The organism is Micromonospora sp. B9E7 (assembly GCF_039871815.1).
In the GTDB taxonomy this organism is placed as follows: Bacteria; Actinomycetota; Actinomycetes; order Mycobacteriales; family Micromonosporaceae; genus Micromonospora.
The window spans coordinates 13,664-28,590 of sequence record NZ_JBDPLX010000033.1 but is presented as its reverse complement, the minus strand read 5'-3'; the positions used below and the strand labels follow the sequence as shown (position 1 = coordinate 28,590).

At 70.6% G+C, this 14,927-nt stretch carries 14 protein-coding genes; 10 read left to right on the top strand and 4 right to left on the bottom strand.

Annotated features, from left to right (window positions below):
* Window positions 1-47: 47 nt before the first annotated feature.
* The 3 genes from ABGB10_RS32070 (at window position 48) to ABGB10_RS32060 (ending at window position 4,586) form a co-directional block, all read left to right on the top strand.
* Window positions 48-818 (top strand): IclR family transcriptional regulator, encoded by a 771-nt coding sequence (locus tag ABGB10_RS32070; RefSeq protein WP_347664720.1) that lies wholly within the window; start codon window positions 48-50, stop codon window positions 816-818.
* Between the two features lie 304 nt (window positions 819-1,122).
* Entirely contained in the window at window positions 1,123-2,553 is a 1,431-nt protein-coding gene (locus tag ABGB10_RS32065; RefSeq protein WP_347664719.1) for an extracellular solute-binding protein, read from the top strand.
* A gap of 125 nt (window positions 2,554-2,678) precedes the next feature.
* The gene (locus ABGB10_RS32060; protein WP_347664718.1) at window positions 2,679-4,586 is read left to right on the top strand and encodes an ABC transporter permease subunit; all 1,908 of its coding nucleotides are present in this window, start codon (window positions 2,679-2,681) and stop codon (window positions 4,584-4,586) included.
* A gap of 103 nt (window positions 4,587-4,689) precedes the next feature.
* Here ABGB10_RS32060 and ABGB10_RS32055 read toward each other — a convergent pair whose 3' ends face one another.
* Window positions 4,690-5,586, bottom strand: coding sequence for a helix-turn-helix domain-containing GNAT family N-acetyltransferase (locus ABGB10_RS32055; protein WP_347664717.1), 897 nt, complete (start codon window positions 5,584-5,586; stop codon window positions 4,690-4,692).
* Window positions 5,587-5,613: 27 nt separating this feature from the next.
* The gene (locus tag ABGB10_RS32050) at window positions 5,614-6,774 is read right to left on the bottom strand and encodes a low temperature requirement protein A (RefSeq protein WP_347664716.1); all 1,161 of its coding nucleotides are present in this window, start codon (window positions 6,772-6,774) and stop codon (window positions 5,614-5,616) included.
* Window positions 6,775-6,948: 174 nt separating this feature from the next.
* Between ABGB10_RS32050 and ABGB10_RS32045 the strand changes: the two genes are divergently transcribed.
* On the top strand, window positions 6,949-7,413 hold the full coding sequence (locus ABGB10_RS32045) for a hypothetical protein (RefSeq protein WP_347664715.1): 465 nt from the start codon (window positions 6,949-6,951) through the stop codon (window positions 7,411-7,413).
* Between the two features lie 77 nt (window positions 7,414-7,490).
* Here the strand turns inward: ABGB10_RS32045 and ABGB10_RS32040 are convergent, their stop codons facing one another.
* A complete protein-coding gene (locus ABGB10_RS32040; RefSeq protein ID WP_347664714.1) occupies window positions 7,491-8,081 on the bottom strand; it encodes a hypothetical protein in 591 nt (196 codons plus the stop codon).
* Window positions 8,082-8,251: 170 nt separating this feature from the next.
* Between ABGB10_RS32040 and ABGB10_RS32035 the strand changes: the two genes are divergently transcribed.
* Window positions 8,252-8,872: a phosphatase PAP2 family protein gene (locus ABGB10_RS32035; RefSeq protein WP_347664713.1), complete on the top strand. Its 621-nt coding sequence runs from the start codon at window positions 8,252-8,254 to the stop codon at window positions 8,870-8,872.
* 32 nt (window positions 8,873-8,904) lie between these two features.
* On the opposite strand, the gene ABGB10_RS32030 is transcribed toward ABGB10_RS32035, so the two are convergent.
* Window positions 8,905-9,585 carry an A24 family peptidase gene (locus tag ABGB10_RS32030; protein ID WP_347664742.1) on the bottom strand — a complete coding sequence of 227 codons (681 nt, stop codon included), beginning with the start codon at window positions 9,583-9,585 and terminating at the stop codon, window positions 8,905-8,907.
* Window positions 9,586-10,372: 787 nt separating this feature from the next.
* Here ABGB10_RS32030 and ABGB10_RS32025 point away from each other — a divergent pair.
* From ABGB10_RS32025 to ABGB10_RS32005, 5 genes are read left to right on the top strand one after another with little or no spacing between them, the layout of a single operon-like run.
* Window positions 10,373-10,939 (top strand): hypothetical protein, encoded by a 567-nt coding sequence (locus ABGB10_RS32025; protein ID WP_347664712.1) that lies wholly within the window; start codon window positions 10,373-10,375, stop codon window positions 10,937-10,939.
* Window positions 10,933-11,886: a hypothetical protein gene (locus ABGB10_RS32020; protein ID WP_347664711.1), complete on the top strand. Its 954-nt coding sequence runs from the start codon at window positions 10,933-10,935 to the stop codon at window positions 11,884-11,886. The genes ABGB10_RS32025 and ABGB10_RS32020 overlap by 7 nt, the downstream gene beginning before the upstream one ends.
* Window positions 11,887-11,926: 40 nt before the next feature.
* Window positions 11,927-12,589 carry an SAF domain-containing protein gene (locus ABGB10_RS32015; RefSeq protein WP_347664710.1) on the top strand — a complete coding sequence of 221 codons (663 nt, stop codon included), beginning with the start codon at window positions 11,927-11,929 and terminating at the stop codon, window positions 12,587-12,589.
* A 2-nt stretch (window positions 12,590-12,591) separates the two neighbouring features.
* Window positions 12,592-13,392 (top strand): ParA family protein, encoded by an 801-nt coding sequence (locus tag ABGB10_RS32010; protein WP_347664709.1) that lies wholly within the window; start codon window positions 12,592-12,594, stop codon window positions 13,390-13,392.
* Entirely contained in the window at window positions 13,382-14,920 is a 1,539-nt protein-coding gene (locus ABGB10_RS32005; RefSeq protein ID WP_347664708.1) for a CpaF/VirB11 family protein, read from the top strand. The genes ABGB10_RS32010 and ABGB10_RS32005 overlap by 11 nt, the downstream gene beginning before the upstream one ends.
* Window positions 14,921-14,927 lie beyond the last annotated feature (7 nt).

The following is a 14,927-nucleotide window of genomic DNA, read 5'->3' as shown; positions in this document are numbered from 1 at the left end:
AGTGGAGATCGTTGACGCGGGGCCGGCACTGGGAAGGGACTATCGACATGCCCCGTGTGGTACCGGCGGTCAACCGCGCACTCGACGTCCTCGAACTGTTCGTGGACTGCCCTGAACTGTCGGCCCGCCAGGTGATGGAGCGGCTCGACCTGCCCCGCACCACCGTCCACGAGCTGCTCGTCACGCTCGAGACGCGCTCGTACCTGATCTCCGTACCGGGTCAGCCGGTGCGTTATCGGCTCGGCATGCCGCTGTTCCAGCTCGGCGCGGCGTTCGCCGGGCGGCTTGATCTGGTCCGTGAGGCGCAGTGCGTCGCGCGGGACGTGGCCGCCGCGTGCGACGAGGCGGTCCACGTGGCCGTGCTCGACGGCGCCGATGTCATCTACCTCGTCAAGTTCGACAGCACGCACCCGGTTCGGATGGTCTCCGCGGTCGGGCGGCGGCTGCCGGCTCACTGCACGGCGGTCGGCAAGATCCTGCTGTCGGGCCTCGATCCGGCCGGCCTGGACGCCGTCCTGACCACGGACGCCCTGCCTGGCATGACGCCGGCGAGCATCACCGACCCGGACCGCCTACGGGCACATCTCGCGCGGGTACGGGCGGACAGCGTGGCGGTGGACATCGGCGAGTCAGACACCGCAATGCGCTGCGTCGCCGCAGGAATCCGGGACCACTCCGGCGCCACCATCGCCGCGATGAGCCTGTCCGCGCCGATCATCCGCTGGACAGCCCAGGCGTACCGGGAGTGGACCGAGCTGGTCCGCGAGGGCGCGGCCACGCTGTCCGCCCGGATGGGCTACCGGGCCCTGCCTCGATAGCCCACCTCCCGTTTTCGGTTCGAAACACCATCGAAACATTGACATACTTCTCAAGGCTGTTCTAGCGTCGCGACCACTTGATGCGGTATTTCGAACTGAGTTCGAAATTTCGAACGGCGGTGGTCCCGTGGCTCGACCCAACTGGAACATCAGCGCCGCCTTCTCGGCCCGGCCGCCGATCGCCTCAACGCACTGAACGATGCGGGCGACGCGCATCCGTGGTCGCCGTCATGAAGACACACCCGAAGCACGAGCTACGCCCTCGGCGTGCCGTGCGGCGGGGACTTGAAGGAGGCGAATGTCCATGGAAAACAATCCAGCCTGGTCACGACGCGGCTTTCTGGGGATGGGGGTGGGGGTGCTCGGCGCGGCCGGTCTGGCCGCCTGCGGGGGCGAGTCCGACTCGCCCCCCAAGGTGCAGCCGGAGGTTCCGCAGGAGCTGATCGACGCCGCGGCGGCGATGAAGGGCTCCTCGATGGGGATGCTGTCGCAGAAGCTGTACTCGACGGCGGCGAACGAAGCACTCGACAGCTCGATCAAGAAGTTCGCCGACACCACCGGGACGAAGATCGAGAACAGCCTGGTCCAGGCCGACGCCGGTGACGTGGTGGCCAAGATCCACGCCGAGGTCGAGGGCGGGGTGGCTCGCGACCTGGCGTTCATGACCGACTCACGCTTCGTCGCGCAGTTCCAGGCGCTCGGTGACCTGGAGGACGTGACGGACGTCGTCCAGGCGCTGACGGCCAAGTACGGCGAACCCTGCGCCGAGGCCAAGAACTTCTGCGTCTTCGACGGCAAGTGGTTCGCGATCCCCTACCACTTCATCGGGATCGGGTCGTTCCTGCGCAAGGACTGGATGCAGGACAAGGGCATCACCCCGAAGGACATCTACAGCTGGGAAGAGCTGCGGGATCTGTGCCTGGAGATCTCCGATCCGACCAAGCGCCGGTTCGGCTGGGGCATGACGGTGAACCGGTCCGGTGACGGCAACGGCATGATCGAGGCCCTGATCAACGCGTACGGCGGATCGATCGCCTCCAACGACGGCCGGAAGGTCACGTTCAACTCCCCCGAGACGGTGCAGGCGGTGACCTTCCTGGGCGACATCTACACCAACCCCAGGTACAAGCCGATGCTGCCGCCGGGGATCGCGAGCTGGACCGACACCAGCAACAACGAGAACTGGCTCGCCGGGATCCTCGGTTACACCCGCAACCAGTTCAGCGTCTACGCGGACTCCCGGACCAAGAAGAACCCGGTGTACGCGAACACCCACGTGTTCTCCGACTGCATCGGCCCGGCGACCAACAACCCCCTGCTGCTCGGCCAGTCGCAGGGTTTCGTCGTCTTCAAGGGTGCCAAGAACCCCGGGCTCGCCAAGCTCCTGGCGCAGTACCTGGTCAGCGCGCCCGCGCTGCTCGGCGTGGCGAAGGAGGCGCCCGGCCTGGTGATGCCCGCCTGGGAGAAGGTCTGGGACGCCGACCCGTTCTTCACCAGTGGCGACCCGGCGTTCCCCATGCTGCGCAAGATCACTGAGCTGAAGCTGCCGCTGAACACGAAGAACGGTCTGGCCTTCCCGCAGAAGGCCAGCGCGGGCCAGCAGGCCGTCGGCGCGGCCTACGTCCTCACCGACATGATGCAGCAGGTCGTTCAGGGAACCGCGCCGACGCAGGCCGTGACGACCGCCCACACGAAGATGGTGCAGATCTTCAACCAGCAGGGGCTGCCGCAGTGAGCTCGGTCCGTCCTGCGCGGGTCCCGACGGCGAGGAGATCCCCGCCGTCGGGACCCGGCTCTCTCACCAAGACGCAGCGGCGGCTGGGGCGTGACTGGCGACTGGCGACACTGTTCCTGGCGCCGATGGCCCTGCTGGTCGGCGGACTCGTCCTCGTGCCGATCGCCAGGTCGATCCTCACCAGCACCACCGAACGGCACGGGCAGGACACCGTGTTCGTCGGCCTGGACAACTACCTCGCGCTCGTCGGGGACGAACAGTTCCACACGGGCGTGGTGAACTCGTTCGTCTTCACCGCGTACGCCGAGGTCTTCAAGGTTGTGTTGGGTTTGTCCGCGGCCCTGCTGCTGCACCAGCGGCGTCGCGGGCGGGCCGTGCTGACCGGGCTGCTGCTCGTGCCGTGGGTGGTGCCGACGGTGGTGACGGCATTCAGCTGGCGCGCGCTGCTCGACCCGATCTTCGGCAGCGTCAACACCCTGCTCACCGCCACCGGAATCGGGCCGCTGCTGGCCAGCGCACACCTGGTCGACAGCTGGCCTGCGGGCTGGCTGTCCGACCCGTCACTGGCCATGCCGTCGGTGATCCTCGTCAACGTCTGGAAGGGGGTGCCGTTCTTCACCGTGTGTTTCCTCGCGGGGTTGAAGGCCATCCCGGCGGACCTCTACGAGGCGGCGACAATCGACGGCGCCTCGTCGTTGCAGCGGTTCACCCACGTCACGCTGCCCGGGCTGCGCCACGTGATCACCGTGACGGTGACCCTGTCGTCGATCTGGACCTTCAACAACTTCGACCTCGTCTGGCTGCTGACGCAGGGCGGCCCGGGCGACGTGACCGCGCCGTACGTGCTCATCGCCTACTCCAAGGCGATCTTGCAGTTGCAGTACGGAGCTGGCGCGGCGGTCACTCTCGTCATGCTGCCGATCATCGGTGGGCTGGTGTTCGTCCTGGTCCGGTTGTTGCGTCAGGACACCAACATCAGGCTGCCCCGGCGACGCCAGGCAGCGTGGCGGATCGGGGCGCGGCGGTGGGCCGGGACGGCGCGGAAGGCGCTGCCGTGGGTCGTCGCCGCAGTGGTCACCGGTCTGCTCTTCTGGGCATCGCCAGAGATCTTCTGGAAGGCGGCGGTGGTCCTCGGGGTGATCCTGCTGATCGCGGCGGCGGTCGGCCGGGTCGTGTCGACCCTGCAGTCCCGGGGCGGTCGCCGGGCGTCGTCCGTGGTGTCGGGCCTGGGGTCCGGTGTCGCGCTGGCCGGGTTGCTCTTCTTCGTGCTGGGCCCGTTGTACTGGATCGCCGTCACCGCCTTCAAGTCCGAGGGCCAGGTCGTCATGCGCACCGACGACCTGTGGCCGACGCCGTGGACCCTGGAACAGTTCGGTGCCCTGTTCGACAACCAGCCGTTCGGCCGCTGGTATCTCAACACCCTGCTGGTGTCCGCGGCGTCCACCGCGGTGGCGCTGGTCTGCGCCGCCCTGGCGGGCTACGCGCTGGCCCGGCTGCGGTTCCGTGGGGCGCAGGGTTTCACCGTCACGGTGCTGCTCACCTACGTGATGCCGGGCGCGCTGCTGTTCATCCCGCTGTACCAGATGCTCATCGGCGCGCGGCTCACCGACTCGTTGTGGTCCCTGGTGGTGACGTATCCGACCTTCACGCTGCCGTTCGCCACCTGGCTGCTCGTCGGCTACTTCTCGTCGATCCCCATCGAGCTGGAGGAGGCCGCGCTCGTCGACGGCTGCACCCGAATCCAGGCGTTCGGCCAGGTGGTGCTGCCCCTCGCCAAGCCAGGGCTGCTGGCGGTCGCGCTCTTCACCCTGACCAACGCCTGGAACGAGTTCCTGTTCGCCTTCGTGTTCATCACGAAGGACGAGTACAAGACGCTCCCCGTCGGGATGCAGTCGATGATCGCCGGAGACGTCGTGCCCCAGGGACAACTCGCCGCGGCGTCGCTGCTCGTCAGCATCCCGGTGGTCGTCATGTACGCCCTCGGGCAGCGCTTCCTGACCGAAGGGCTCACCGCGGGCGCGGTGAAGGGGTGACACGGCCTGGCCGCTGGCGCGTTTCGGTCAGTCACCGAGAGGCGCCAGCGGCCGGATCAGCCGATGCGACAAGGCTCCGGCGTTCCGTTTGTGGAGCACGCCGTCACTGCCCGATCCGCTTCTCGAACCAGTGGTGGGCGTAGCGCTCTGAGTTGTACGCCTCGATCTCCCGGTAGCCCGCCGACCGGTACAGGGCGATCGCCTCGGTGAGGTTGCGGTTGGTGTCCAGCCGCACGGCCTGCGCCCCCCGCTCGGCGGCGTACCGTTCCAGCTCACCCAGCAGCCGCCGCCCGACGCCGAGCCCACGTACGGTGTCCGCCACCCAGACGCGCTTGATCTCGGCGGATGCGTCGGGGTGAAGTTTGACCGCGCCGCAGCCGATCGGTTCGCTGTTGAGGGTGGCGAGCAGGAGCACCCCGTTGGGCGGGACGAGCGCCTCGTCATGGACCGGTTGGCTCAGTGCGGGGTCGAACCCGCCGTCGAATCGTCGTGCGATGTCCCGGGCGTACGACCGCAGACATGCGCGCGCCCGTGGGTCGCTGGGCGGGCACGGCTCGATGACGACCATCGATCCGATGAGCAGCCGTTCGACCTCGGCCATGGCGGTGACGAGTCGTTCGCGGCGGCGTTCGGTGAGCGGTTCGAGGATCGAGGCGGCGAGATCGTCCGACCGCTGGTCGAGGTCTGCCCACTGGGTCCGGCCGGCGTCGGTGAGGGTGGCGACGCGTACCCGGCCGTCGCCGGCGGCCCGGTCGGCCGGCCCCACGGTGATCAGGCCGTCGTTCTCCAGGATCCGCAGGAGCCGGCTGAGGTGTCCGGAGTCCAGGCCGAGCCGGGCCCGCAGCGTGGCGACTTCGGCACCGGCGGGGCCGATCTCCCAGAGCAGACGCGCCTGCCCGAGAGGGCGTCCCTGGGCCATGTATTCGTCGTCGAGCGCACCCACCCGCTGGGTGACCGTCCGGTTGAACCGCCGCACGGCGGCGATGAGGGCCGAGTCCATATGCCTGACTTTAGTCAGGCTTATCGACTACGCGCCAGATCGGTGCCGGTAGGAGCGGATGCCGGCGTGGTCCAGGACGACCACCGCGAGCAGCACGCCGGCGGCGACCGCACTGACCGCCAACAGCGGCAGCCGCAGGACGGCCGCTGAACCGGCCAGCACGAGCAGGGCAGTGACCCGGGGCCAGGAGAGTCGCCGGTGGATCGCCGCCGAGAAGAGGATCCGCCCGCCGAGGAACAGCATCGGGCCGCTCAGGATGACGACGACCGCGGTCAGGTCACCGGTCCGCGAGGGGTGGACGATGCTCAGCTCGGCACCGACGGCGGTGACCACCAGCCCGGCGATCATCACCAGGTGCAGGTACCCGGTGATGACCCCGAGCCGGGACGGGTCGGCGTGCTCGATGGCCGGGCCGAGGCGTTGCCCGGCGGGCGTGACGTAGAGCAGACCGATCAGCACGGCGATGGCGAAGACCAGCAGGAACGCGGCGGTCTGCGGGAGGTGGAGGTCGGTGTCGGCGTACGAGAGGCCGGCGACCAGGACCAGTTCACCGAGCGCGATGATCATGATTTGTTGGTACCGCTCAGCGAAATGCTCACCGGCGAGGTGCAGTTCCTGCTGCCCGATCCGGCCCATCAGCGGCGTGGGCCAACCGAGTCGGGGGCCGGTGAGGTCGATGGCGAGGGCGAGAAGCCAGAGCGGCACCCGCCACTCCGGCAGAAACCCGCCGACCAGCCACGGTACGGCGGAGACGCTGAACCAACAGAGGATCCGCAGCGCCCGGCTCTGCCTCGGGTGACCGCGCAGCGCGAACCCGGTGACCATGCCCCGGGCGATGTGCACCGAGACGTACGCGCCGGCGAAGAGCAGACCCCGCCCATCCAACGCCTGCGGGATCGCCACCCCGGCCAGCAGGCTGCCCAGCGCGGCACCGACCAGCAGCCATCGCACCGCAGAGCTCTCCGGGTCGTACCAGTCGGCGAACCAGGTGGTGGTCACCCAGATCCACCAGACCCCGGCCAGCAACACCGCGGTGCGCAGCGCGCCGACCACGGTGAGGTCGTGGAGCAGGTGCTCGGCCAGCTGGCTGAGGGCCAGCACGAACGCCAGATCGAAGAAGAGTTCCAGGAACGAGGCGCTCAGCGGCGAGTCCCTTCCCCGCAGCAGCCGTTCAGGTCTGCTCGCCATCGGTGCTCCCCCCGGAGGCGCACCCGCCCTACGTCCGTCGTACCACCCGAAGCCGGCCGACGGAGACGGAACGTCTGGGCGACGACCCGCTGACCCCTCGTGTCGTTGATCCGGCAGCGCCCATGGTCGTCGCTGACCACGGTGGGGGCACCGACTCAACGAGGAGGTAAGCCGATGACCGCTCAGCGCGAAACCGTGCAGGTCGACCACGACCTGTTCCGCGCCGTGTACGACTCGCCCGCGTCACTGCCCGGCCGACACCGCTGGACCACCCCGGAGTCGGACGTCCGGCGGTTGGAGAAGCTGCTCGGCATGCCGGCGCGCAGCATCGGCGCACCGCTCTGGGTCAGCGGCGACGAACCGGACTGCCCGAAGTGCGGCCGGCGGGTCACCTGGTACGACATCGTCTCGTCGGCGCTCTCCGGCCTGCACGACAAGGCCATGATCGCCACGGTCATCCTCGGCGAGCGTAAGTACGTCAACACCGAGATCCCCGATGCCATCGCCGGCGTGCGCTGCTCCGACTGTCACACCGCGATCGACGGGCTGCGCAGCTTCAAGTGCCACAACTGGGCGTACGCCTTCGAGGCGCTGGAGGCCGTCCGCGAACGGATGGCCGGCGGTCCCGCGCCGACCTGAGCCAGCGCCGCAGCGACCAGCGCCGGCCAGAGGCTCAGTCGGCGACCTGCCAGGCCGCGTCCAGGGCGGCCCGCTGATCAGCGAGGAGAGCGTCGAAGCCGTCCGCGCGGGCCGCGTCCGCCTCGGCGGAGACAGACCCGCAACTCGACGGGGGTGTCCAGCGCCTCGACCTCGTACCGGACGGCGGCCACCGGGCGGCGCGGCAGGGACACCAGCCTGGTGCTGCGGATCCGCACCCCCTTCCCGGCAGGGGAGATCCACTCGGTGTCCCGAAGCAGCACACCGGTACGCAGGTCGAGCAGCCGTTCGTGGCTGCGCAGTGTCCCGGTCCGGATGTCCAACGGCTCGTCGTCGACCCAGAGCCGGATCAGCGCGGCGTTCGGCGCGCTGATGACGGTGTCGCTGGCCTGCGGAAACGCGTACCCCTCCTCGGGGTAGCTCAGCTCGCGCCGCTCGTGCAGGCCGTTGACGTAGCTGCCCGGCATCCTGCACGGCACGCCCTCGTCGAGGACCCCACGCCACCCGACCCACCCGTTACCCAACGCGAAGATCGACTCGGTCTCGCCAAGCCGGTCCAGGTCCGCCGCCGTACGCCGGATCCGCCACGTCTCGTCGTCCCCCGTACCGGCGGCGGGTGGCGGTTGGTCGGTGGCCGAACTGGTGTGCACGAAGCCTCCTGTGGATGCCGACGACCCTGACCAGCCAAGCAGAGCCGGCTGTACGAACCCTGGACGAAGGTCGTGACAGCAGCCCGACCTTCGACAGCGGCGCCGCCATCTGCCGTGTTCCTAGGGTGTCTCCAAGATGAACGAGGTATGAACATGAAGAGAGGTGAGGCATGGCCGACAACGGCAGCATGGACGTTCCGGAGATCAGTAAAGAGTGGTACAGCGACGTCGTCGACGCCGCCGCCGCCAGCCCAGAGCCGGTGCAGTGGTTCGTCGGGCACGCCACCGAGGGAGTGATCCTGCTGCTCGGCGCGTTGCTGCTGATTGCCGCGCTGAGCCGCCGCTCCGGCGGGCCGCGCGACCGGGCGCTCGCCCTGATCGCGCCGGCGCCAGCCCTCCTGGCGTACGTGGGCAGCGAATGGTTCAAGACCGTGGTGGACGAGGATCGCCCCTGCCGGACGGTCGGCCGGGCGATCATCGCCGGCACCTGCCCACCACCGGGTGACTGGTCGTTCCCCAGCAACCACGCCACCATTGCCGGCGCGCTGGCGGTCACCACGCTGCTGCTCTCCCGCCGACTCGGCCTGGTCGCGCTGCCCCTGGCCGCGCTCGGCGCCTTCTCCCGCGTCTTCGTGGGGGTGCACTACCCGCACGACGTCATCGCGGGCGTGCTGTTCGGTGCCCTGGTCGCCGTGGTGGCAACCCCGCTGCTGGCCCGGCCCACCACCGAACTGCTCCGCCGCCGCGCCCAGAGCCCGATCCCCAAGCTGGCCGGCCGCCCCCACCCCTGATCACGCGCCCCCGCCCAGGGCCGGCCGGGCGGTCAGAGTGACAGCAGGAGTGCGCCTGCCGTGCCGAGCAGGAGGAACGGGCCGAAGGGCAGGTGCGTGTTCCAGTGGGCCCGACGCGCGGCCAGCAGGCCCAGGCTCAGCAGGGCGGACAGCCCGAAGGCGAGCAGCAGCCCGACCAGCAGCACCGGCCAGCCGTACCAGCCGAGCAGGGCTCCCACACTGAGCGCCAGCTTGGCGTCGCCCAGCCCGAAGCCACGACGCCCGAGCAGCAACGTGGTGCTGGCGAAGAAGAGCGCCAGTGCGACGCCGGCGATGACCGCCCGCAGCCAGTGCCCCGGCTCGGCGTCGAGCGCGGCGACACCGAGCAGGAGCCAGGTCCCGGCAGCCGCCGGCAGGGTGAGCCGGTCCGGCAACCGGTGCACGGCCAGGTCGACGAGGACCGCCGGGATCGTCCAGCCGAGCCACCAGGCCAGCGCCGGCAGCGCCCCGCCCGCCGAGTCGGCCAGAGCGAGCAGCAGCACCACTGCGGCGAGCAGGGCCAACTCGACCGCGCCGGGAGGCGGGCCGACAGGTGCCCGGCAGCGACCGCACCGGGCGGCCGGACCGAGCGCCGGCCAGGGCCGGGTCAGGCCGACCGGCGCGGTGCAGGCGTCGCAGCCGGTCCGGCTGGGCATGCCCGGGGGTACGGCGTAGCGCAGCGCGGCCATCCGCATCAGCGGGCCGATCGCCAGGATCGCGAGCACCGTCGACAGCCGGGTGTGCGCCACCGCCGAAACGCGCTTCGCCAGGCGGCCACGGCCCGCTGCCGGGCGGACGGATTCCGTCGTGCCGCCGGTCGGTGGGGTTGCCGGGCTCCGATCGGGTGGGTTCTCCCGACCCGGGACGGCCGCCGGAGGGCCGGTCAGCGCCATGTCGCCTCCGTTGCGCCCCGGCGCTCGCCCACCAAGGTGAACACGGATCGTGACTGAACGATCGCTGGGGTGTGGCGGATGGCGCAGAAAGCGACCTTCCCGTCCAGCCGCCGGAGGGCGCCTTCGACCGGACTCCGGCCGGGCGACTCGCCAGACCAGGCGGCCCCTCGACTGACCGACGACGCCGGTGGGATGCCGGGATGGGGCCGTGATGTCCTACTCCCGGGACCAGCATCGGGGCAGCGGCGAGCCCACCCGCCCCGGTGACGCCCGATCCCCGACGACCTCTCGCCCGGCCAATGCCCGGGTCGCAGTGCGGACACCCGCCACCACCACCTGTCATCACTCAGAGTGTTCACTTGAATTGCCTCTGTTGCATCGGCGAGCGTCAGCCTATGCTCGCCCCTTGGGTGTGACGCAAGACTCACCTCGGCAACGGCAGACACAGGACCTTGCATTTGTAGAAGATCCGTAACGGTGAATGCAGAAGCGCAATGAACGGCTCCGGATGTGCTGATCCGGGCGCGCTTCCGCATGCCCGACGGCGGTGACCCCTCACCGTTCCGGGCGACCACGAGGAGGCTCGACGGTGCGCGGACGGCAGCTCAGACGAGCGGCGATCTGCCTGCTGGCGGTCATGGCGGCAGCGCCGCTCACCGCCTGCGCCAGCGGACAGGAGTCGGTCGAACGACCGGCGGCAGCCCGTGAAGAGGAACGACGGACCGATCCCGAGATCGAACGGCAGGCCGCCGAAAAGGCGGCACTTGACGCGTACTCCGGTTATCTCGCGGCCTCGCGTACGGCGAGCGGGCGCAGTGATCCACGCGCGCCGGAACTCGCCCGGTATCTCGCTGATCCACTTCTCACTCGGGTGCAATTGTCCATTCGCGACGCTAAGGAGCACGGCGCTATGCGTACCGGGACGGTGAAGTCGGACCCGACCGTGATCGCGGTCAGCCTGGACGCGAAGCCGGCCACTGTGGAGATCCAGGACTGCCTGGACACGACCGGCTACCGGCTGGTCTACGCCAAGGACAAGCGCGTGGTTCCGGGCAGCGGGGGCGGCAGGCACTTCTCCACCGCCACCGCGACCCGGTACCCCGACGGGCGCTGGCTGATCAACTCCGGTACGACGCACCGGGACCAGCCGTGCTGACGTGGGGAGAACGCTCGCGCCGCGCCGGCGCACCCTGGCGGGCCCTCGCCGGGATCGGCCTCGCCATCCTGCTGGTGGCCGGCACCAGCCTGCCGGCCGCCGCCGCTGGACGTGCCGACCCGGGTGCCAACTGCCCCCCGGACCAGCCGGACTGCAACGTCTGGGACGACGAACCCGGCAACCCGGGTGACCCGGGCGGCGGCGGTGACGACGGTGGAGACGACGGCGGTGGTGGCGGTGGTGGTGGCGGCGTCTGCCGGTGGGACGGGCGGACCATCCCCTGCTACGACGAGTTCAAGGGTTGGTTCAACAGCGGCGACGGCTGCTACTACAAGTTGGCCACGCCGCAGCCCGAGGCACCCGAGGGTCAGCAGTGGTACGTGCAGACCTGCAACGGCGGCGAGGACGTGGGCAACCAGACCACCGTTTTGCTGGACGAGCCCCCGGCCGGGTTCGGCGCACCACCCAATCCGGAGGAGTTGGCCCGTCGCGCCCTGGCATCGATCAAGCTGCTGCCGGCACCACTGAAGGTCGCGCCCCGCAAGGGCATCGGCCCCGGCCTGGTCGGCCTGCCGGTGTGGCTGTGGGCCAACCCGGGCGAGGACTACTTCGGCCCGCTGACCGCGAGTGCGACCGACCGGGACGTGACCGTCGGGATCACCGCGGTGGTCAGCCGGATCGTCTGGGACATGGGCAACGACGAGCAGATCACCTGCGATTCGGCCGGCACTCCGTACGACGCGAAGAACGAGGACCTCGCCGGCCGCCCGTCCCCGGACTGCGGCGACCCCGACGGCTACCAGAAGGCCGGCGAGTACACGGTCAGCGCCACCACGCACTGGACGGTGACCTGGCGCGGCGGTGGCCAGACCGGCGAGATCCTGGTGACCCGCCGCAGCGGCAACGTGCAGATCCAGATCAACGAACTCCAGGTGGTGACCCGGTGAGTGCGCCGATGATGCCATCCCCGCGAACGGAGATGACCCAGTGAGCCTCGCGACGCGCAACGGGACCGCCTCGGTCGACGCGCCGGTCAACCCGCCGACGGTGGTCCGGCAGCGGCGGGTCCGCCCCGGGCTGCTCGGTCTCGCCGTACTCCTGATCGCCCTGGGTGGGCTCGGCGCGGCCTTCGCGGTGACCTCGGTCCGGGCCACCGGTAGCTACCTGGCGGTGGCCCGGCCGGTGGAGGTGGGTCGCGAGATCAGCGCCGCCGACCTGGTCAGCGTGCAGGTCGCCGGCGGTCAGGGGCTGCGACCGGTGCCGGCTGGCCGGCTCGACGAGGTGGTCGGCAAACGCGCCGCCGTGGCGCTGGTCCCGGGCACCCTGCTCACCCTGGGGCAGGTCACCGACGACCCGTTGCTCGGCCCCGGCCAACAGCAGATCGCGCTCGGCCTGAAGACCGCCCAGGTGCCGGCCCGCGCACTGCACCCCGGCGACAAGGTCCTGCTGGTGAGCACCCCGGACCGCAGCAACACCACCGGAGACGCGGCCGCCGCCGGCACGAGGTTCTCGGCCACCGTGATCGACATGGTCAGCCCGGCGAACGACGACAAGGTCCTGTACCTGGCGCTGCAAACCCGCGACGTACCGGCGGTGGTGGCGCTCGCCGCACAGAACCGGCTCGCCGTCGTGCTGACCGAGACGGCCTGAGCATGGCGATCATCGCGTTGGTGTCCGCGAAGGGCTCGCCCGGCGTCACGACCTCGGCGCTGGCCTGCGCGCTGGCCTGGCACCGACGGCTGGTACTCGCCGAGTGCGACCCCGCCGGCGGCTCGATCCTCGCCGGCTACCTCGGCGGCCAGCTGGACGGCCCGCGCGGCCTCGGCGAACTGGCCGTCGGGGAGCTACGCGACGGCAATCTGGAAACCGCCTTCTGGTCTCAGCTGGTCGACCTGGACGCCCCCCGTCGGGAACGACTGCTGCTGCCCGGGCTCGTCGACCCGGCCCAGGGAGGCAGTGTCACCCCCCTCTGGCAACGCTTCGCCGACTACTTCGACGCCCTGGACCGTGGCACTCCCGGGTACGACGTCCTGGTCGACTGTGGCCGGTTGCACGTCACCGGACCGCCGTGGCCGTTGCTGCGAGCCGCCTCGGTGGTGCTGCTGGTGACCCGGGCGCACCTGCCGGACCTCTCCGGCACCCGCGCGGTGGTCAGCACGATCGAACGGGACTTCGCCGAGCACCGGGTGCCGCCGGGCACCCTGCGGCTGCTGCTGGTCGGCGGTGGGCACGGACGAGCCGAGATCAGCCGAGCCCTGAAACTGCCGGTGATCGCACGGCTGCCGCACGATCCGCGTACCGCGGGGGTGCTGGCTCTGGGCGGAACCGTGCGGGCCGGACGGCCGCTGATGCGCGCGGCGGCCGCGCTGGAGGTGCCGATCGGTGCGCTGCTGGAACGGCGGCGGGCCCGGTTGGCGTGGCCCGTGCAGCAGGGGGTGCCGGATGCGGTTTGAGCCGGTCTCCGCCGACCCGCGTCAACAGCCACCGGGCGTCACCTCCACCGCGCCGCCCCTGGCCACCCCGAACGGCCGGCAGCAGCACGGGCCGGTGCCGCAGCCGCCGCCCCCGGCCACGACGCCACCGGAACCGACGCCCCGACCCCGGATGGACTTCCAGGTGGTCCGGGAGCTGCGTCGGGAACTCACCGAGCGGCTCACCCTGTGGCAGCGTGGCCGGGAGTTCACCGTCGACGAGGAGGACACCGAGCGGGCCCGACTAGCCGTCACGGTGGTCGCCGCGTACGCGGACTCCGTACGCCGGTCCGGCAGGCCGATGGCCGCTGGTGAGGAACGCCTGTTGCTCGACCAGGTGACCGCCGAACTGGTCGGGCTCGGCCGGCTGCAGACCCTGTTGGTCGACGACACCATCGAGGAAGTGCACATCCTCGGCTGCGACCAGGTACGCATCACCCGGCACGGCGGCGGGGTGGACTGGGCCGAGCCGATCGCCGACAGTGACGCCGAGCTGGTGGAGATCCTCCAGGCGGCGGCCCGTCGGGCGGGTGCGACCGAGCGGTCCCTGTCCACCGTGAAGCCCACCCTCGACCTGCAACTGCCCGACGGCAGCCGGCTGGCCGCGGTGTTCCTGGTCAGCCACCGCCCGTACGCGGTGATCCGTAAGCACAACACCCTGGACGTGAGCCTGGACGACGTGTCGGGTGCCCGGGGCGACCTGGACGAGATGATCGACCCGCTGCTGCGCGACTTCCTCCGCGCGGCGATGCGCGCCGGCCTGAACATCATGGTCGCCGGGTTGGCCGGCGCCGGTAAGACCACGATCATCCGAGCGCTGATGAACGAGATCCCGCAGGACGAGCCGTACGTGCTGCTGGAGGAGAGCCGCGAACTGCTACCGGCCCGCCGCCGGGAGCGGCACCGGGCGGTGATGAGCTTCGAGGCCCGGGAGGGGCACGGCGAACGCGGCTTCGACGGCCGCCCGGCCGGCGAGGTGAGCATCGCCGACCTGATCCCGCTGTCGCTGCGGATGGGTGTGCTGCGCATCATCGTGGGGGAGGTGCGGTCCCGGGAGATCGTGCCGATGCTCCAGGCGATGACCACCAGCCGGGGCTCGATGTGCACCATCCACGCCCGCACGGCTGCCGGAGTGGGTGAGCGGATCGTCGAGCTGGCGCTGGCGCACGGCCGGGAGATGACCGTCGACCAGGCCCGCCGGATGGCCGGCAACGCCCTCGACCTGATCGTCTACGTCACCGTCGAGGACGAGACCGCGATCGGCGGACGTAAACAACGGTTCGTGTCCCACGTGGAGGAGGTGATCGGGGCCGGCGAGGCCGGTCGGATCACCACCACCACGGTCTTCGGGCCAGGCCCGGACGGTCGTGCGGTCCCCCGGCACCTGCCGGAGCGGGTCCGTGACCAGTTGCTGCGGGTGGGGTACGACGTGCGGCTGCTCACCCGGTGGATCGAGGCCGGTACGGGCGCCTGGCGCCGACCCCGGCACACCCGACTGGCCCGGCGGTGACGTGGTG